Annotated in this window: 16 protein-coding genes; 9 read left to right on the forward strand and 7 right to left on the reverse strand. The window is 71.3% G+C overall.

Translation table 11 applies throughout. The features are described from left to right. Positions 1-384: 384 nt before the first annotated feature. The 4 genes from M0638_RS23695 to M0638_RS23710 all read right to left on the reverse strand — a co-directional run bounded on the left by M0638_RS23695 (position 385) and on the right by M0638_RS23710 (position 4,699). Positions 385-1,374, reverse strand: coding sequence for an asparaginase (locus tag M0638_RS23695; protein ID WP_248669430.1), 990 nt, complete (start codon positions 1,372-1,374; stop codon positions 385-387). Between the two features lies 1 nt (position 1,375). Further along, complete coding sequence (locus M0638_RS23700) at positions 1,376-3,034, reverse strand: MFS transporter (RefSeq protein ID WP_248669431.1); 1,659 nt, start codon at positions 3,032-3,034, stop codon at positions 1,376-1,378. A gap of 48 nt (positions 3,035-3,082) precedes the next feature. Continuing rightward, positions 3,083-4,084 (reverse strand): glutaminase A, encoded by a 1,002-nt coding sequence (gene glsA, locus M0638_RS23705; RefSeq protein WP_248669432.1) that lies wholly within the window; start codon positions 4,082-4,084, stop codon positions 3,083-3,085. A 357-nt stretch (positions 4,085-4,441) separates the two neighbouring features. After that, a complete protein-coding gene (locus M0638_RS23710; protein WP_248669433.1) occupies positions 4,442-4,699 on the reverse strand; it encodes a DUF6538 domain-containing protein in 258 nt (85 codons plus the stop codon). Positions 4,700-4,856: 157 nt separating this feature from the next. Here M0638_RS23710 and M0638_RS23715 point away from each other — a divergent pair, with 157 nt between their 5' ends. The 4 genes from M0638_RS23715 (at position 4,857) to M0638_RS23730 (ending at position 9,721) form a co-directional block, all read left to right on the forward strand. Continuing rightward, the gene (locus M0638_RS23715) at positions 4,857-5,198 is read left to right on the forward strand and encodes a Uma2 family endonuclease (RefSeq protein ID WP_248669434.1); all 342 of its coding nucleotides are present in this window, start codon (positions 4,857-4,859) and stop codon (positions 5,196-5,198) included. Positions 5,199-5,327: 129 nt separating this feature from the next. Then, positions 5,328-5,690, forward strand: coding sequence for a hypothetical protein (locus tag M0638_RS23720; protein WP_248669435.1), 363 nt, complete (start codon positions 5,328-5,330; stop codon positions 5,688-5,690). Between the two features lie 37 nt (positions 5,691-5,727). Further along, positions 5,728-9,129: a DEAD/DEAH box helicase gene (locus tag M0638_RS23725; RefSeq protein ID WP_248669436.1), complete on the forward strand. Its 3,402-nt coding sequence runs from the start codon at positions 5,728-5,730 to the stop codon at positions 9,127-9,129. A gap of 274 nt (positions 9,130-9,403) precedes the next feature. Then, complete coding sequence (locus M0638_RS23730; protein ID WP_248669437.1) at positions 9,404-9,721, forward strand: hypothetical protein; 318 nt, start codon at positions 9,404-9,406, stop codon at positions 9,719-9,721. A gap of 186 nt (positions 9,722-9,907) precedes the next feature. Here the strand turns inward: M0638_RS23730 and M0638_RS23735 are convergent, their stop codons facing one another. The 3 genes from M0638_RS23735 to M0638_RS29285 all read right to left on the reverse strand — a co-directional run bounded on the left by M0638_RS23735 (position 9,908) and on the right by M0638_RS29285 (position 12,725). Beyond that, positions 9,908-10,828, reverse strand: coding sequence for an SMP-30/gluconolactonase/LRE family protein (locus M0638_RS23735; RefSeq protein WP_248669438.1), 921 nt, complete (start codon positions 10,826-10,828; stop codon positions 9,908-9,910). A 207-nt stretch (positions 10,829-11,035) separates the two neighbouring features. Further along, positions 11,036-12,010: a Bug family tripartite tricarboxylate transporter substrate binding protein gene (locus tag M0638_RS23740; protein WP_248669439.1), complete on the reverse strand. Its 975-nt coding sequence runs from the start codon at positions 12,008-12,010 to the stop codon at positions 11,036-11,038. Positions 12,011-12,086: 76 nt separating this feature from the next. Continuing rightward, complete coding sequence (locus M0638_RS29285; protein ID WP_408903665.1) at positions 12,087-12,725, reverse strand: transposase family protein; 639 nt, start codon at positions 12,723-12,725, stop codon at positions 12,087-12,089. Positions 12,726-12,910: 185 nt separating this feature from the next. On the opposite strand from M0638_RS29285, the gene M0638_RS23750 reads away from it, so the two are divergent. The 5 genes from M0638_RS23750 (at position 12,911) to M0638_RS23770 (ending at position 18,745) form a co-directional block, all read left to right on the forward strand. Then, positions 12,911-13,660 (forward strand): IclR family transcriptional regulator, encoded by a 750-nt coding sequence (locus M0638_RS23750; protein ID WP_248669440.1) that lies wholly within the window; start codon positions 12,911-12,913, stop codon positions 13,658-13,660. A gap of 123 nt (positions 13,661-13,783) precedes the next feature. Continuing rightward, positions 13,784-14,614, forward strand: a complete 831-nt coding sequence (locus M0638_RS23755; protein WP_248669441.1) for a VOC family protein — start codon at positions 13,784-13,786, stop codon at positions 14,612-14,614. A gap of 153 nt (positions 14,615-14,767) precedes the next feature. Next, the gene (locus tag M0638_RS23760) at positions 14,768-15,613 is read left to right on the forward strand and encodes a fumarylacetoacetate hydrolase family protein (RefSeq protein WP_248669442.1); all 846 of its coding nucleotides are present in this window, start codon (positions 14,768-14,770) and stop codon (positions 15,611-15,613) included. A gap of 50 nt (positions 15,614-15,663) precedes the next feature. Continuing rightward, positions 15,664-17,319, forward strand: coding sequence for a bifunctional 3-(3-hydroxy-phenyl)propionate/3-hydroxycinnamic acid hydroxylase (locus tag M0638_RS23765; protein ID WP_248669443.1), 1,656 nt, complete (start codon positions 15,664-15,666; stop codon positions 17,317-17,319). Between the two features lie 52 nt (positions 17,320-17,371). Continuing rightward, positions 17,372-18,745 (forward strand): MFS transporter, encoded by a 1,374-nt coding sequence (locus tag M0638_RS23770; RefSeq protein WP_248669444.1) that lies wholly within the window; start codon positions 17,372-17,374, stop codon positions 18,743-18,745. The last annotated feature ends 120 nt before the right edge of the window (positions 18,746-18,865 follow it).

The following is an 18,865-nucleotide window of genomic DNA, read 5'->3' on the forward strand; positions in this document are numbered from 1 at the left end:
ACGATCGGGGGTGGAGGGAGCGTCACCGCGGCATGCGGGCGGGGATTCGGGCAGGCGGGTGACGGGCGGCCCACCGGCCCGCTCCGCGACGATGCCGGCAAGGTCATGAGGCCTCCTCGTCGCGCGCGGAGGCGCCCGGCAGCCCGGTCGGCCCGCCGTCGCGGGGCATCCGCACCTTCTCGCGGCCGGCATCGGTCCGGTGATCGGCCAGCAGGCGGGACGCCTCGGCGCGCTCGCCCGGCTCCGGGAACGCGATGCCGGCGAGCGGCGTCGGCCTTGAAGGGCAAGCGGGTTTCTTCCCGATGGTTGGGGGCAACCTCGATCCTACCGCAAGCCCTTCCCGTCGCCGACCCATGGACCACGCTTGCCGGCCCGGAACATCGCCTACCGGTAGGGCAGGAAAGCGCCGGCCACCGTGTCCCGTCCGCTGCCCTCACGCAGCGCGCAGCCGAGCAGCAGCCTGGCCTTGAGGCCGGAGAGGATGCCCGCCGGCACCACGCCGCGCGCGATGAGGTCGATCTCGGCGCCGGGATAGGCGTAGGTGCGCGTGAACACCGGCCCGGTCATGCAGCGCGAGGCCAGCACCACCGGGATGCGCGCCGCCAGCTCGCCCACCAGCGGCGCGGCCTCGGCGGGTACGTGGCCGGCGCCCATCCCCTCCAGCACCGCGCCCTCGTAGCCGAGATCCGGCAGGGTGCGCAGCAGCCTTCCGTCATCGCCCATCGCCCACTTCACCAGCGCCACCGGCCGCGGCGGGCCGGCATCGGCCGGCAGGGTCGGCAGCCGCGCCACGCGGGCGAAGAAGCGCGGCTCGCCTTCCGCCACCGCGCCGACCGGGCCCATCAGCGGCGAGGCGAAGGCCGAGGGCAGGGTGGTGTGCGACTTCTGCACGAAGCGGGCGGCGTGGATGTCGTAGTTCAGCACCGCCAGCGCGCCGAGCCCGCGCGCCTCGGCCGAGGCGGCCACCCGCACCGCGGCGAGCAGGTTGGCCGGGCCGTCGGCGCCCGGTGCGTCGGCGCCGCGCATCGCGCCGGTCACCACCACCGGCCGGTCGCCGCCCACCAGCAGGTCGAGCAGGAAGGCCGATTCCTCGATCGTGTCGGTGCCCTGGACCACCACCGCCCCGTCGCAGCCGGCGGCGAAGCCCGCCCCGATCCGCCGCGCCACCGCGACGAGGTTCTCCGGCGTGAGCGAGGGGCTGGGCAGCCGGAACGGGGTCTCGGCCTCGATGTCGGCGACGGCCGACAGGGCCGGCACGGCGGCGATCAGCTCCGCCGCGCCGAGGCGGGGCACGATGCCCCCCGCCCCGGCCGCCGCCGGCACCATGGTGATGGTGCCGCCGAGCGAGAGGATCAGCAGGCGCGGGCGGCGCACCTTACGCCCCCTTCCCCGCCGCCCCGACTCCCGCCCCTCGGTCGGGCGGGATCTCGCCCGGCCGGTAGGCGGGCAGGCGGCTGGCCGGGATCAGGGCGAGCAGCGCGACGCCGGCCATCAGCAGCAGCCCGATCTTGAGCGCCTGCAACCGCGCCTCGGCGTTGATCCGCACCGCCTCGGCCACCTGCGCCGGATCGGCCGAGGTGCGCGCCATGATGTCGCCCAGCCGGTCGTTGCTGACGAAGTTGAGGCTGTCGAGATCGACCTCGGCCTGGATGTTCGCCGGCAGCAGCGGGTTCTCGTTGAGGCGGTAGAGGATGCCGGCGCTGAGCAGCCCCACCAGCAGCGCGCCGGCGACGGCCGTGCCGACGCCGGCGGCGAGGTTCTGCGTGGTGCCGCGCAGCGAGCCGACATCGCCGGCCAGCTCCTTCGGCGCCGCCGTCACCAGCACGTTGAACACCAGCGTCACCAGCGCGCCCTGGCCGATGCCGAACACGATCAGCCCGAGCATGACGGCGACCGCCGTCCAGTCGTTGCGCACCACCCAGGCGAGCCAGAGCAGGCCGACGATGCAGAGCGCGAAGCCGCCCTGCGCGATGCGGCGCGGCGTGACCGTCTTGTAGAGGCGCACCACCAGCATCGCGGTGAAGAACACGGTGAGGTTGAAGGGCAGCATCGCGATCGCCGTCTCGATCGGGGTGCGCCCCTGCACGATCTGGATGTAGAGCGGCACGGTGAAGTTCAGCATCGCCTCCAGCGCGACGACGGTGAACATCGCGTAGACCGCGGCCCGCTCCTCGCCCGAGGTGATCACCCGCAGGTCGAGCAGCGGCGTGCGCCCCGCCGCCGCCTGCCGGCGCGACCACAGGATGAAGCATTGCAGCAGGACGATGCCGACCACGATCATCGCCGGGGCGGGCGAGAGGCCGAGCAGGCTGAAGGGCGCGCCCGGCCGCGCGACGCCGAGGCCCCAGCGGTTCAGGTTGTTGAAGCCGAAGACGATGAGGATGATCGAGGCGGCGGCCAGCACCACGCCGACCAGGTCGATGCGGACCTCCGGCCGGCCCGGATCCGGCTTCAGCCGGAAGGTGAGGAAGAACACCAGGAAGGCCAGGACGACGAGGATGCCGAAGACCGGCCGCCAGCCGATGAAGGTGCCGAGCAGGCCGCCGATCAGGAAGGCGGCGACGCCCGCCCCGGCGCGGGCCGAGCCGAGCGCGCCGACCGCCGTCGCCTGCTGCTGCCCGCGGTAGTGGTTGGCGATCAGCGCCACCAGCGCCGGCACGATCACCGCCGCCGCCAGCCCGGCGAGGAGCTGCGCCGCCAGCATCACGGTGGCGACCGGGCTGATCACCATCAGCACCTGCGCCACCGCGAACAGGCCGATGACGGCGCGGAAGACGCGCGTCGCGCCGAAGCGCTGCACCAGCTTGGCGCCGAGCATGACGAAGCCCGCCACCGCCAGCGAGTACATCACGATGCCGGTGGCGACCGTGGTCGGCGGCACGCCGAAGCTCGCCACCATGCCGCTCAGAGAGACCGGCAGCGCCGCGACGTTGAAGGACATCAGCACCTGGGCGAGCGCGATGCAGATCATCGGCGTCCAGGATTCGCGCGCCTCCGCCAGCGCCGGTGTATCGGCAGCCGCTGTACCACTCATGAATCGTTTCCTCCGCTGGCGGTTTCGGGCGTCGTCCGGCGGCCGCCGTCAGGCCGCCTGCGAGGCGAAAAGGTTCAGGCCCAGCCGCTCCGACAGGAAGCGGGTGACGAGCTGGCCGCGCACGCTGTTGCCGGCGGCATCGAGCGGGGCCGAGAAGGTACCGACCCCGCCCTTGCCGGGCGAGATCGTCACGAGGCCGCCGGAGACGCCGCTCTTGCCCGGCAGGCCGGTTTCGTAGAGCCAATCGCCCGACTGCTCGTAGAGCCCGGCCGTGGCCATCACGGCGAGTACCCGGCGGCAGCGGTCGGGATCCACGACGCGCTCGTGCGTCACCGGGTTCACGCCGCCATCGGCGAGTGTCGCCCCCATCACGGCGAGGTCGCGCGCGGTGACGTTCAGCGCGCATTGCCGCGTGTAGACGTCGGTGGCCTCGTCGGGATCGGAATACATGCGGCCATAGGCCTGCAGCAGCCGCGCCATGCCCCGGTTGCGCTGGTTGGTCGCGGCCTCGGATTCGTAGACCGCCGTGTCCATCGCCAGCTCGCGCCCGGCGAAGCGGGACAGGCCCTCGCGGATGAAGCGCCAGCGTTCCTCGGCGTTGGCGCCCGGGGCGAGGCTGGTGGTCGCGATCGCGCCGGCGTTCACCATCGGGTTCATGGTGCGCTCGGCGTTCAGCTCGATCGCCATGACCGAGTTGAAGGGCAGGCCGGTGGCGTTGACGCCGATGCTCTCCCGCGCCCGGCCGCCGCCGAGTGCCTGGCAGACCAGTGCGAAGACGAAGGGCTTCGAGATGCTCTGGATCGAGAAGGGGTGGTCCACCTCGCCGGCGGCGTGCACCACGCCGTTCACCCCGACCAGGCAGATGCCGAACAGATCGGGCGAGACCCGAGCCAGGGCGGGGATGTAGTCCGCCACCTTGCCGTCGCCCACGCCCCGGTAGCGCTCCCAGGCCTCCAGCACCAGCGCGTCCACGTCCGGGTCGGCGGGCAGGTGTCCGGTCGAGACCTGGGCCGGGCCCATCGCCTCGTCGGCATGCAGTCGGCTGTCCATCCTCGCTTCCCCCTTCCCTGCGTCGCGGGCCGGCGCACCGCGCTCGGCATCCGCCCCGTCCGGCCGCCACCTCGGCCGCCGGGAGTCACCCATCGCAGGATACGCCCGATCACGACCCTGCGGATCAGCATTCCATCTCTGGACTGCGCCCTGCATCCCAATGGCAAGGCAGGCCGGGGCGGGATTGGCCCGGCGGTGGGTCGGCCGCCTCCCTGCTGCCGGGTGCCGCGTCCACGTCGCGGGCAAGGTATCGTTGGAGCATTTTCAAGCTGAGCGTCCTCGCTCAGCGGCTCGGAAAATGCGAAAAATCAAAAGGCTGGAGCCGTTCCGGCCTGATACAGTCAGGCTGGATCGGCTCTAGAAGCCGCCGGCCAGGACCGCCAGCCGGTTGTCCGGCACCGAGGCCACGGCTCCGCTCGCCTGCAACCGTGCCCGGTCCGGCTCGGCCTGGCGTGCCGTCATGGCCGCCGGATGGAGTCGCCTGGCCTCCTTCGGGTCCTTCGCGTTGAGGGACCGGCGCAGTTCCACGCGGCCGACCGCCGCCTGCAACGCGACGGGAGCGGCGAGGCGGGCCATGTAGGTGCCAGACTTGGGGCATTTGAAGGGACGGGGCATCGGCAGAGGCACGTCGGGTCACCCGATTGGATCACCGGGTGCACGCAATCTACTGATTTGCCGAAATATCTCCCGGGGTCAACACCTTGCGGTGGATGTGGCGTCCTGACCTACACACAAACCACCACAGATTTCACCCGCGTCGTGGTTTATCACGGTGGAGATCGGCGAGGACACCGACTACGAGCCGGATGCGGTGGTGAACTGTGGCGAGCCCATGCCGGACGACGCGGTCGCCGCGCCGAACCCGGTCATCGTGGTCGAGGTGCTGTCACCATCGACCCGCGCGGTCGACACCGGCGCGAAGCTCGCCGACTACTTCCGCCTGCCCTCGGTGATGCACTACCTGATCCTGCGCGCGGACCGGCCGCAGGTCATCCATCACCGGCGCAGCGGTCCGTCCCTGCTGACGGAGATCGTCACGACGGGCGCCATCAGCCTCGATCCACCCGGCATTGTCATTGGGATCGACGAGATCTATCCGTCACCTACGCGCTGATCGCCATGGTGGAATCACAACTCGGGCTGCTGGCTTGCCCTGCGCGTGATAGCCTCCACGGCATGAGCCGTTCCCCTGCCACTGCCGTCGTGTCGTCACGAGGTGGCTACCACGGCCACGGCGCCGGCGATGTTGACCGCCAAGGAACGCGAACTGCTCCGGCGCGAACTGGGGATGCGTTTCGGCCAGTACCCCAGCCTGGCCGAAGGGCTGTTCCTGCGCAACTGGCGGGGTGGTCCGCGGCAGGGCCAGCCCAAGCTGCCACCGGCGGTGCAGAGCATGCTGGCCCGCGGCCTCGTCGAGATCGGCCCAGGGCGGATCGGCTACCGCGCCTGCTTCACCGCGGCCGGTCTCACCGCCCTGCGCCAGTTCCTGCAAGGACGCCACGCCCTGGAGCCCGGCTTGCTCGCCCATCTGCGCCAGGAACTCGGGGTCGATGGCGTGACACCGCGATCATGCGGCGGCGTCCCGCGTGCCCCGGCGTCGGCCTGACGCAGGGCTGGCGCGATCGGCCAGCCAGGCAAACGCCATGCTGATCACGGACGCGGACCTGCGCCGCACCTTCACGGCCAACAGCTACCGCGCCGGCCAGGACTATCATCACGACGGCATGGTGGAGGAGATTGATCTGTCGGCCGACGGCAGGCTGCTCCGCGCCGCCGTGCGGGGCACCACCGCGCGTCCCTACCGCCAGACGATCCGCCTCGCCGCCACGCGCGCGGATGGCGTGTCGATCACGGGCACCTGCACCTGCCCGGTCGGCTTCAACTGCAAGCACGTCGCCGCCGCCCTGTTCGCGCTGCAAGCATGGCAGGAGCGGGAACGGCCGGCACACGCCGTGCCGTCACCGGCCGGCCGCGCCACGCCCGGCAACGCCCCGCCGCCCGCGCCGGCCCGGCCGGCGGTGTCGCCGGACATCACGGCGTGGCTGGATGCCATGGCCGCCGCCGGCGAGGCGGATGCCGAGGCCTACCCGGCCACGGTCCGCCGCCGCCTCCTCTACGTGCTGCAGCCGGGTCCCCGGCCGGGCGGCCTCGTCGTCCGGCTGGCCAGCGTCGAGACCAGGCGCGACGGCAGCCTCTCGGCGCAGACCCGGGACTACCTGCCCGGGCACCTGCTGCATACCACGCAGCAGCCGCGCTTCCTGCGCCCCTCCGACCACCGCATCGTGCGCCGCCTCGCCCTGCTCGGCAGCACCGCCGAGGGCGGCGAGGAATTCATCGAGACGCTCCGCCTCGTCCTCGCCACGGGGCGCGCCCGCTGGGGCGGCCATGACGGGCCGGCGCTCGCCGAGGGCAAGCCGGTCGCCGCGCCGCTGCGCTGGCGCGTCCTGGAGGATGGCGCCCAGCGGCCGGAACTCGACCTGCCGGCAGGGCTGCACGCGCTGCACCTCGCCGAGCCCTGGTACGCCGACCCGCAGGCGGGGCTGCTCGGTCCGGTCGCGCCGGACGGCCTGCCGCCGCGCCTCGCCCGCGCCCTGCTGGCCGCCCCGGCCCTGCCGCCCGAGCTGGCTTCCGAGGTCGGCGCCGAGCTGGCACGCCGCCTGCCCGGCGTGGCGCTGCCCGCCCTGGCGGACCTGCCGCCGCCGCAGCCGCTGGCCGGCCCGCCGGCGCCGCACCTGCTGCTGCTGGCGGGCGAACTGCCCTTCGACCCGCACGAGGCGATGCTGCACGGCAGCTACTACAGGGCGCCGGTGCCGACGCGACTGCCGCTGGCGCGCCTCTCCTTCCGCTACGGCCCGGTGCTGCTGCCGCTGACCGCCCCGGCCGCCCCGACCCTGCTGCACGAGGGCCGGCTCTACCGCGTCGCGCGCGACCGCGCCGTCGAGGCGGCGGCGATGGCGCGGCTGGAGGTGCTGGACTTCGCCCGCCTCGGCCCGATGTTCCATTCGCTCGCCGGGCACGCGCTGGCCGATGCCTGGCTGCTACAGGACCCCGACCCCGGCGCCTGGATCGACCTCATGCTGGACGAGGTGCCGGCGCTGCGCGAGGCGGGCTGGACGGTGGAGGTGGCCGAGGACTTCCCGCTGCGTCTGGTGACGCCCTCGGGCGGCTTCACGGCCGAGATCGGCGAGGGCTCCGGGATCGACTGGTTCGAGCTCGGCCTCGGCGTGATGGTCGAGGGCGAGCGGGTGGACCTGCTGCCGGCCCTGCTCGCCCTGATCCGCACGGCCGGTGCCGACGCGGCGCGGCTGACCGAGTTGCCGGAGGAGGGCGACGACACCCCCCTGCTGGTGCCGCTGCCCGATGGCCGGCTGCTGGCGGTGCCGATGGCGCGGCTGCGCGGCTTCGTCGCCATGCTGCTGGAGCTGTTCGCCGGCCGCGACCCGGAACTCTCGGACGGCAAGCTGCGCCTGCCGCGGTCGAGCGCCGCCGACCTCGCCCTGCTGGAGGCCGCCGGCGCCGAGGCCGGCCTCGTCTGGCAAGGCGGCGAGGCCCTGCGCGCCCTCGGGCGGCAGCTCCGCGAGGCCGGCGGCATCCCGCGCGCCGTGTTGCCCGAGGGCTTCGCCGCCATGCTGCGGCCCTACCAGGCGCGCGGCGTGGACTGGCTGCAATTCCTGCGCGCGGCCGGGCTCGGCGGCGTGCTGGCCGACGATATGGGGCTGGGCAAGACGGTACAGACCCTGGCCCACCTCGCCATCGAGCAGGCGGCGGGACGGCTGGACCGGCCGGCGCTGGTGGTCTGCCCCACCTCGCTGGTGGCGAACTGGCGCGCCGAGGCGGCACGCTTCGCGCCCAGGCTGCGCGTGCTGACGCTGCACGGGCGGGAGCGGCACGCGCAGTTCGCGGCGATCGACGGCCACGACCTCGTCGTCACCACCTACCCGCTGCTCAACCGCGACCATGCGGCGCTGACCGCGCGGGAGTGGTCGGTGGTGGTGCTGGACGAGGCGCAGACCATCAAGAACCCCGGCGCCAGCACCACGAAGCTCGCGGGAACGCTGCGGGGCGGCCAGCGCCTCTGTCTCTCCGGCACGCCGCTGGAGAACCATCTCGGCGAGCTGTGGTCGCTGTTCGACTTCCTGATGCCGGGCTTCCTGGGCGACCGGCAGGGCTTCGGCCGGCAGTGGCGGGCGCCGATCGAGCGCGGCGGCGACACGGCACGGCAGGCGATGCTGGCACGCCGCGTCTCGCCCTTCCTGCTGCGCCGGACCAAGGCCGAGGTGGCGGCCGACCTGCCGCCACGCACCGAGATCGTCGAGACGATCGCGCTGGAGGCCGGGCAGCGCGCCGTCTACGAAAGCATCCGGCTGACCATGCATGCGAAGGTGCGGCAGGCGGTCGCCGAGCGCGGGCTGGCGCGCTCGGGCATCATCATCCTCGACGCGCTGCTCAAGCTGCGCCAGGCCTGCTGCGACCCACGCCTGCTGAAGCTGAGGACGGCCAAGGCGGCGAAGGCGCGCTCGGCCAAGCTGGAGCGGCTGCTGGAGATGCTGCCGGCGCTGCTGGGCGAGGGGCGGCGCGTGCTGCTGTTCTCGCAGTTCACCTCCATGCTGGCGCTGATCGAGGCGGAGCTGGAGAAGGCACGTCAGCCTTATGTGACGCTGACCGGCGACACGCGCGACCGCGCGACGCCGGTGCGTCGCTTCCAGGCGGGCGAGGTGCCGCTGTTCCTGCTCAGCCTCAAGGCGGGCGGGGTGGGGCTGAACCTGACCGCGGCCGACACCGTCATCCACTACGACCCCTGGTGGAACCCGGCGGTGGAGGACCAGGCGACCGACCGCGCCCACCGCATCGGCCAGGACAAGCCGGTCTTCGTGCACCGGCTGGTCACCGAGGGCACCATCGAGAGCCGGATGGAGGACCTCAAGGCCCGCAAGCAGGCCATCGTCGCCGGCATCCTCGGCGCCGGCAGCGGCACCGGCGGCGGCAGGGCCCTCGCCGTTACCGAGGCCGATCTGGAGACCCTGTTCGCCCCGGCCACGCCGTGACGCCAGGCCCGGGACGATGATCGTGACGCCCCGCTCCGGGGAGATGGCGGCGGAGACCGGTCGCCTCACCAGGAGGGCACCGCCGGATCCGCCACTGCCTACAGGATGCTGAACGGTCCGTCGGTAGCGCAGTTTACTCGGTCGTTCACCTCGAAATGTTCAGGAGCAGCTCTGCGTTGCGGCCGAGCAGGTCTGCTGGGCGCCAGCGGCAAGGGGCACGAGTACTTCCTCAAGCACCTACCACTTCCGGGGCAAGGCGGATGGCCGGCGCTCCATGGCACCCTCGCGCAAGCTGTGGACTGCCTTGCGGACGCTGGACGACTACCTCACCGGCCAGAGCGACTGGCTGGTGAACTACGCCGAGCGACATCGGGTGGGACAGCGGGTCGGCACGGCCCTGACTGAAGGCACGGCCAACTTCCTGGTGAACCGCCGGATGGCCAAATCGCAGCAGATGCGCTGGACCCGGCGCGGGGCCGATCGCCTGCTCCAGGTCCGCTGCGCCGTCTACAACGGCACGCTCGGCACCAGCTTCGGGCAGCACTTCCAAGCCGCCAACGACCCGCACCCGACAGTCGCCATCGCGGCCTGAACCCCAAACCTGCGACAGTCCCCGTATCACCCTCGCCATGGCGTCGGGGCATCCCTTTCAGGACGAGTTCGCCCTCGCGCATGCGCGATTGACCGCCGCGGTGCCCTGACGACCCGGACACCGCAAGCCGCCTTCGCCCGCACCGGGCGCGTCGCCGCCTCACCGATGCTGAAGCGCCTTCGGCACCTACCCGCCGGGGACGCCCTGCGCCTCGACGTAGAGCGCGTAGACGGACTGGCTCGCCGCCATGAACAGCCGGTTCCGCTTGCGACCGCCGAAGCAGACATTGGCGCAGCGCTCGGGCAGCAGGATGCGGCCGATCAGCGTGCCGTCGGGCGCGAACACCGCCACGCCGTCCTGCCCCGGGCCGCCGGAGAAGCCGCACCAGACGTTGCCCTGGGTGTCGCAGCGCAGGCCGTCCGCATGTCCCGGGTTCGCGTCGAAGAACAGGCGTCCGTTCATCGCCTTGCCGTCCACGATGTCGTAGACGCGGGTAAGCTTCGGTGCCACCGGCGTATCCACCACGTAGAGCCGGGATTCGTCGGGCGAGAAGCACAGCCCGTTCGGCCGCGCCATGTCGTCGATCGCCACCGTCAGCGCGCCGGTCGCCGGGTCGAGGCGGTAGACGCGGAACGGCATCTCCTGCGGCGCCTTGTCGCCGAGGTAGTTGCCGCGGATGCCGGCGCCGTTGTCGCTGAACCAGATCGTGCCGTCGGACTTCACCACCACGTCGTTCGGCCCGGTCAGCCTCGTGCCCTCGAAATGCGAGGCGAGCACCGTGACCGTGCCGTCATGCTCCGTGCGCGTGAGCGTGCGGCTGCCGAGCTCGCAGGTGATCAGCCGGCCTTCCCGGTCCCGCGTGTTGCCGTCCGGGTTGCCGGCCGGGCTGCGTAGCACGGCGACCGAGCCGTTGACCTCGTCCCAGCGCATCAGCGCGTCGTTCGGCACGTCGGCGAACACCAGGTAGCGGCCGTCGCCGAACCAGGCCGGCCCCTCGGTGAAGCGGAAGCCGGTGGCGATGCGCTCGATCGCCGCGAGGCCGAGCACCAGCGGCTGGAAACGCGGATCCAGCACCACGACGTCGGGGTCCGGGTAGCGCACCGGCATGCCTGACATCCAGCGCGCAGACGTCTCCGGCGCCGACGGCCCGGCCGCGACGGTGTGACCTGATCCAGTCATGTCCTCTCCCTTTCCTGCGGACGCTGCGGCGTGCCGGAACGGCTTCCGTTCGCTTCGGCTCGCGGAATCCGCTCCCGCTCCCTGTTCTGCGAGCAGCTTCACCCGACCAGCCTACAAGGCTGGTCGGGATCTGCTCTATCGCCGCGCGAAGCCGGCCTTCTCGGCCACCCGGCCCCAGCGTTCGGTATCCGACCGCAGCAGCGCGCCGAATGCCTGCTGGCCCAGCCCGCCCGGCTCCAGGCCCTGCTCGGTCAGGCGGCGGCGAAGCTCGGGGTCCTGCAGCGCCGCCTGGGTGGTGGTCTCGACACGCTCGACGATCGGCGCTGGCGTGCCCGACGGCATGGCGAAGCCTGCCCAGATGCCGCCGAGGACGGAAGGCAGACCCAGCTCGGCGAAGGTGGGCACGTCCGGCATGAGCGGTGAACGCGCCGCGGCGGCGATGGCGAGCGCCCGCAGGCGGCCGGCAGCAAGCTGGCCGCGGGCGGCCGGGATCGTCGCCATGGAGAAGTCCACCTGCCCCGCGACCACGGCCGTCAGTGCCTCGGCGCCGCCGCGGAACGGCACGTGCAGCAGCCTGACATCCGCCGCCTGCTGGAAGGCCTCGGCCACGAAGTGGGGAGAGCTGCCGTTGCCGCCGGTGCCGAAGCTCAGGGCCTCGGGCGCCTCCCGGGCTGCCGCGAGGAATTGCCGGAGGTCCTGGAAGCGCGAGGCGGCGTTCACCACGAGCATGAAGGGCGCCGAGGCGATGAGCACGATCGGCACGAAGGCGTTCGCCACGTCCCATGGCAGCCTTTCCGTCGTGTGCGGCAGCATCGCGTAGCTGTTGTCGAGGACCAGCAGCGCCGAGCCGTCGGATGCCGCGCGGGCCGCCTCGCCGAAGCCGATGATGCCGCCGCCGCCCGTGCGGTTCTCGACCGGGAATGGCTGGCCCAGCGCCTCACCGAGGTGCCCTGCCATCAGGCGCGCGATGATGTCGACGGCGCCGCCGGGCGCCCATGGCACGATCACCCGCACCGGCCGGGTCGGCCAGGCCGTCTGGGCCTGCGCCTGGGCGCACCAGGGCGCCGCCAGGAGCGCGGCCGTTGCGCGCCTCGTGATCGTGCCGCGCATCATTTCCTCCGCATCGGATCTCTTTGGCGAAGCGAGGCTAGTCGGCCGTCGAACGAATCGCAATCACGTTCCGTTTTCACACGGCGTTCAGCCTCGCGCCCGGCCATGCGTGTCGCGCGGACGCGCGTCTGGAGCATTTTCCGGCCGGGCGTATCCGGCCGGTGGCTTGAAAATGCGTGAAGCCAATGGCTGGAGCGACTTCGGTCCCGGAAGCGGTGCCAGCTTTGATCCGGCGTATCTTCCGAGCCGCTGAGCGCGTGCGCTCAGCCTGGGAATGCCCTAGAGCGGATCGCCGACGGGCGGACACGCCCGGCGGCGTGAATCCGCGGCGAGAACAACGAGCGACAGCGAACCGCTGTCCCAACCGGACTGCGGTTCGCTGTAGCCGCCGCGCGAGACGCCGCGGCGCGGCACCGCCATGCTCGCCGTGTGCGGGCTGGTGGCAGCGGAAACGCCGGGCGCGGACAAGCAGCCGTACCGGCCGGCCCTGCCAGGGCAGGTCGTGCAGCACCCGATCGTAGCGGCTGTGGATGTGCCGGGATGGTATGCCGCAGATCGGGCATGCCGCCTGAGGCTGGAGCGGCGTGACGACGATGGTGAGGCGGTCGGGGTGGGCAGGATCTGCTGCACCGGCAGCCCTGCCGGGATCAAGGGCAAGAGGCGCTTCGACAAGAACCAAGCTTCGATGGAGGTGAGCCCCCCTCCATACGTTCACTCGGAACCGGAACGACTACCCGCAGCACGGGAAATGCGGGAGAACCAATTCACGCGTAGCATTGACAGCAACACCGGGGGCGGCTGGGTCGGCAACGGCCCAGGCGCCGCTCATCTGCCCCACAAGAACGTTTTTCCGTAGCTTCCGGACTGAAAGGAAGCAGGCGATTCGGAGGATGGCTCACAATGGCGGGGCATGACCGCACCATCAGCGTATTGAAGCTGTTCACCATCGATCGACCGGTCTGGACGGCCGAGAAGGTCGCCGAGGCGCTCGAGGTGTCGGTCAGCAGCGCCTATCGCTACGTGGCCATCCTGGTCGAGGCCGGCCTGCTGACGCCCGCGCGCGGTGGCAGCTACGTGCTTGGTCCCGCCATCATCCAGTACGACCGGCAGATCCAGTTAACCGACCCCCTGCTGGTAGCCGCCCGCCCCGTGATGGCCGACATCCTCCGCTACGCACCTTCCCACTCGGTGATCCTGCTATCCCGGATGTTCGAGGATACGGTGCTGTGCATCGATCAGCTCGTCGACGGCACGTATCCGACAGCAGAGGTGAGCTACGCGCGAGGCAGGCCGATGCCGCTCTTCCGCGGGGCCACCTCCAAGATCATGCTGCCCTATCTGCCGACGCGGGACCTCAGGCGCCTGCACGCGGCCCATGCTGGCGAGATCCGGGACGCCGGCCTCGGCGAAGGCTGGGACGAATTCCGCAAGGCCCTCACCGAGATGCGCCGCAGGGGCTACGTGATCACCTATTGGGAGATCGATCCGGAGCGGATCGGTATCGCCGCGCCGCTGCTGGAGGACCAGAAGCGCCTGCTCGGCAGCCTGAGCTACGTGATCCCGAAATCCGAACAGGATACCGCGCCGCGCCTTGGGCCGCTCCTCATGGCGGCGGCGCGGGAGGTGGAAGTGCGTCTGGCCGAAGATTGACCAAAGTCGCGTATTTCAGGAACTTATCCTGAGGACAGAGAAATTTTTCGCGTATAATGCGAATTATGTTGAATTGAGTTTTGCTTGAATCCAGTCTCCCGGCAGCAACGGGAGGGGATACCCATGACTGCCGCCATTCAAGCTGGTGCGTTCCTGCATCACATGGCGCTGGAGAGCGCCGATCCGGCCCGAATGGCCGAATTCTATGCCGACGCCATGAACATGGCGGTCCGGCAGGAGGGTAGCACCTACATCTGCGAGGGGCCGCTGCGCCGCCTGCTGTTCGTCAAGGGCGAGAGCCGCCGCCTCGGCTACGCCGCCTTTGGCTGCCGCGACGAGCAGGGGCTGGAGGCGATCAGGCAGAAGGCGGCCACCAGCGGGCTCCACCTGCTCCCGTCGCCGTCTCCCTACTTCCGGCCCGGCGCCTTCGCCGTGCGCGATTGCGACGACAATCTCGTCGTCTTCGGCCTCGCCACGCAGGAGCCGGCGCGCGAGGGCATCCGCGGCCCGCTGCAGCACCTGACGCTCGCCTCGCAGGACCCGGATGCCATCGAGGCCTTCTACGTCGGCAAGCTCGGCTTCCGGACGAGCGACTACGCGCGGGCCGAGGACGGCCGCACCCTGGCCGTGTGGACACGCTCCAACCACGAGCACCATACGCTGGCCTGTTTCCGCCGCAGCCGCCAGGGCATCGACCACTTCAGCTTCGAGGCCGGCGACTGGAACGTCATCAAGGACTGGTGCGACCGCATGGGCCGGCGCCGCACGCCGATCGTGTGGGGGCCGGGGCGCCATGGGCCTGGCAACAACCTCTTCATCTTCATCGAGGATCCGGACCGGAACTGGATCGAGATCAGCGCCGAGCTGGAGGTCGTCCATGACCGCCCGAGCCACACCTGGCCGGCGGAGGACTACACGCTGAACATGTGGGGGCGCGCGATCCACCGCGACTGAAGCCGCCCCGCACAGACGCGAATGCCGAGGGGGCGCGACGCGCGGGGCCGCGGGGGCGGTCCCGCACCGCGCCGTGCAGGCCCGCCGGTCCGCCCGCGCGCGGACGGGCACGGCAGAGCCCGGCGGCGCCGCTCCCTTTTCCCGGAGAAGAGCATGAAACTCGCTACAGTTCGTATCGCCGGCGCGCCCAGCTGGGGCCTCGTCATCGGCGACACCTTCCGCGACCTCGGCGCCGTGCTGGGCGACCGCCTGCCGGACCTCAAAAGCGTCATCGCGCAGGACGCGTTCGACGGACTGCCCGCCCACGCGGAAGCGGCGCCCGCCCTTCCGCTTGATGCGCTGGAATGGCTGCCAGTGATCCCCAACCCGGACAAGATCCTCTGCGTCGGCCTCAACTACGAGACCCACCGGAAGGAGACCGGTCGCGCCGAGGTGGGGCACCCCACCATCTTCGCCCGCTACGCCAACAGCCAGACCGGCCACCGCCAGCCGATCCTGCGGCCGAAGGTCTCGGCTGATCTCGACTACGAGGGCGAGCTGGCCGTGATCATCGGCAGGCCCGGCCGCTACATCGCGCGCGCCGACGCACTCGGCCACGTCGCCGGCTACGCATGCTACAACGACGGCAGCGTGCGCGACTGGCAGCGCCATACGCACCAGTTCACGCCGGGCAAGAATTTTCCGTGCACCGGGGCGTTCGGGCCCTGGATGGTGACGCCCGACGAGGTCGGCGAACTTGCCCCGCTGCTGCTGCAGACGCGCCTGAACGGCGTGGTGGTGCAGGAGGCGCGGATCGCCGACATGATCTTCGATGTACCGCGGCAGATCGAGTACTGCTCGGCCTTCACCCGCCTCGAGCCGGGCGACGTGATCGCCAGCGGCACGCCGGGCGGCGTCGGCGCCAAGCGCCAGCCACCCCTGTGGATGAAGCCCGGCGACACGGTGGAGGTCGAGATCGACCGCGTCGGCCTCCTGGTCAACATCATCGCCGACGAGTGACGTCGGCCTCCGGCGTACGCAACGAGAAGAACGGCAGCGGGGAATCGGACATGGAAAAGCCTCTGCATTATCCGGTCGTGGTGATCGGGAGCGGGCCGATCGGCCTCACCCTGACCAACCTGCTCGGCATCCACGGCGTCGGCACCGCCATCGTCGAGCGCAACCGGCTGACGGTGCAGGAGCCGCGCGCGGTCTCCATCGACGACGAGTCGCTGCGGACCCTGCAGAACGTCGGCGTGGTGGAGGCGGTACTGCACCACGTCGTGGCCGGCTACGGCTCGATCTACTACGGACCCAGTCGCAAGCCCTTCGCGAAGGTCGAGCCGACAGGCCGGCCCTACGGCTATCCCCGGCGCAACGCTTTCCGCCAGCCCATCCTGGAGCAGCAGCTTCGGGATGCGCTGGCCCGCTTCCCGCACGTCGAGACCTTCTACGGCTGGGACCTGATCGACCATGGCCAGGATGCCGAGCGCGTCACGCTGCGCCTGAAGGGGCCCGATGGGCAGCGCCGCAGCGTCACCTGCGACTACCTCGTGGGCTGCGACGGCGCGTCGAGCCGGGTGCGGGAAGGGCTCGGCATCCAGCTAGCAGGGACGACTTTCGAGGAACGCTGGTTGATCCTCGACCTGGAAGGCAACCGCAACACCACGAAGCACACCGAGGTGTTCTGCGACCGCCGCCGCCCCTGCATCACGCTGCCAGGCCCCGACGACACGCGCCGCTACGAGTTCAAGCTCCTGCCCGGCGAGACGGACGCCGAACTGCTCGACCCCGCGATGGTCGCCAGGCTGCTGGCGACCCATGGCGCCGATCCCGCGGCCACGCTGCGGCGCAAGGTCGTGTACCGCTTCCACGCCCGCTCCGCGCCGGAATGGTCCTCCGGCCGCGTCTTCCTGGCGGGCGACGCCGCCCATCTCACCCCTCCCTTCGCCGGCCAGGGCATGAACAGCGGGCTGCGCGACGCGCAGAACCTCGCCTGGAAGCTGGCCGCCGTGCTGCGCGGCCAGCTGGGGAGCAGCCTGCTCGCCACCTACCAGCAGGAGCGCAAGGATCATCTGTGGCAGATGATCCAGCTCGCCCTGCGGATGGGGCGGGTGATGGCGCCGCGCGGCGTGCTGCACGGCCTGGCCACGCGCGCCTTCTTCCACGCGCTCAACGTCTGGCCGGCCGCGCGCGACTACGTGGCGCAGATGAAGTACAAGCCGTCGCCCTATTTCGCGAGCGGGTTCCTGGTCGGCGGCGGCTCGCGCGGGCTGGTCGGGCGGCTGCTGTCGCAGCCGGAGGTGGCGGGGCCCGACGGCACGCGGATGCTGCTGGACGAGGCGCTCGGGCCGGGCTTCGCGCTCCTCGTGCGCACGGCCGATCCGCAGAGCGCCTTCGCGCGGCTAGACCAGCCGGTGTGGGCGGCGCTCGGCGCCCGGCGCGTCGCGCTGCTGCCGGAGGGAACGACCGGCGGCGAGGCGCCGGACGGTTCGTTCGTCGCCGTCCACGAGGTCACGCCGCTGCTCGCCGGCCAGCTCCCGCCCGACCAGGCCGTGCTGCTGCGACCAGACCGTTACGTGGCAGCGACGATCCCGCTCGCCGAGGCGGCGGCGGTGGCAGCGAAGGTCGAGGCGCTGGTCGACGGCACGTGGCCTGCCTCCCGGCCTAATCAGGTGCTCCTGGTGCGGCCGGAGCAGGCCCGCGAGACCGCGGCCGCGGCGTAGCGACGCCGCGACAGTACTCGAAAAGAATCAAGCCAAGAGGAAGGTCCCCGTGATGGCAGCCCAGCGTACGAGGATGGTCGGCGACATCGTCGACGAGAATCCGATGAGCCGGTTCCAGATCGGCATTATCGTCATGTGCGGCTGCGTCGCCGTGCTCGATGGGTTCGATACGCAGTGCATCGGCTTCCTCGCGCCGGCGATCTCCGAATCGCTCGGCCATCCGCTGTCCGGCTTTGCGCCGGTCTTCGTCGCGGGCCTGCTCGGCCTCATGGCCGGCGCGGCGGTCCTCGGGCCGCTCGCCGACCGGATCGGGCGCAAGTGGGTGCTGACCGGCTCGACCTTCGCCTTCGGCATCATGTCCTTCCTCTCCGCCTACGTTACCTCGTTCGACATGCTGGTGGTCCTGCGCTTCCTGACCGGCATCGGGCTCGGCGGCGCGCTGACCAACGTCGTCGCCATCACGGCGGAGTACGCGCCGAAGCGGATGCAGGCCATCTTCGTCTCCCTGCTCTTCACCGGCATGCCGCTGGGCGCGGGGATCGGCGGGCTGGTGGCGGCGGCGCTGCTGCCCGTCTGGGGCTGGCAGGCGGTCTTCGTCGCGGGCGGCGTGCTGCCCGTGGCGCTCGCCCTGGTCCTGGCGTTGCGGATGCCGGAATCGGCCCGCTTCCTGGTCACGCGGCGGACCGGCCAGTCGGATGTCCGCGCACTGCTGGCGCGCATCGTGCCGGACCCCGCCACGCTCGACGGCATCCGCTTCGTGCCCGGCACGCCGGCGCCCAAGGGGATGTCGGTCCGCCATCTCTTCACCGAGGGACGCGCGAGCGGCACGCTGCTGCTCTGGACCTCCTACTTCATGAACCTCATCATCATCTACTTCATCGTGAGCTGGCTGCCGGCGGTGATCCGGCAGGCGGGCATGCCGCTCTCGACCGGCATCATGGCGATCTCGCTGTTCAGCGCGGGCGGGGTGATCGGCTCCCTTCTCCAGGGCGTGACGATGCAGGCGGTGGGCGCGCGGCGCTGCCTCGCCGTGCAGTTCACCCTGTCGATGCTGCTCATCGGCTCGCTCGGCATGCTGCCGCCGAGCGCGGTGCTGCTGCAGGCCGTCGCGCTGCTGCTCGGCGTCGTCGTGCAGGGCGCGCAGGCCGGACTCAACGCGCTGGTAGCGGGCTTCTATCCGACCGCCATCCGCTCGACCGGAGTCGGCTGGGCGCTCGCGGTGGGGCGTATCGGCTCGATCGTCGGCCCGGTTCTCGGCGGCGTCGTCCTGTCCCTGGGCTGGTCCCTGCAGCAGATCTTCCTGGCTGGCGCCGTGCCAGCCCTGTGCGCCGGTCTCGCGGTGCTGGTCGGCGGCCTGATGCGGAACGCCGAATTACAGGGGCGCCCGGACGAGATGCGGTTCGAGGGCGACCCGTCCCACTACTAGAGCCGATCCAGCCTGACTGTATCAGGCCGGAACGGCTCCAGCCTTTGATCCGGCGCATTTTCCGAGCCGCTGAGCGAGTACGCTCAGCTTGAAAATGCTCTGGAGCCGTTCCCGGAGAGC

It is taken from the genome of Roseomonas acroporae, from assembly GCF_023223525.1.
Taxonomy (GTDB): Bacteria; Pseudomonadota; Alphaproteobacteria; order Acetobacterales; family Acetobacteraceae; genus Roseomonas_E; species Roseomonas_E acroporae.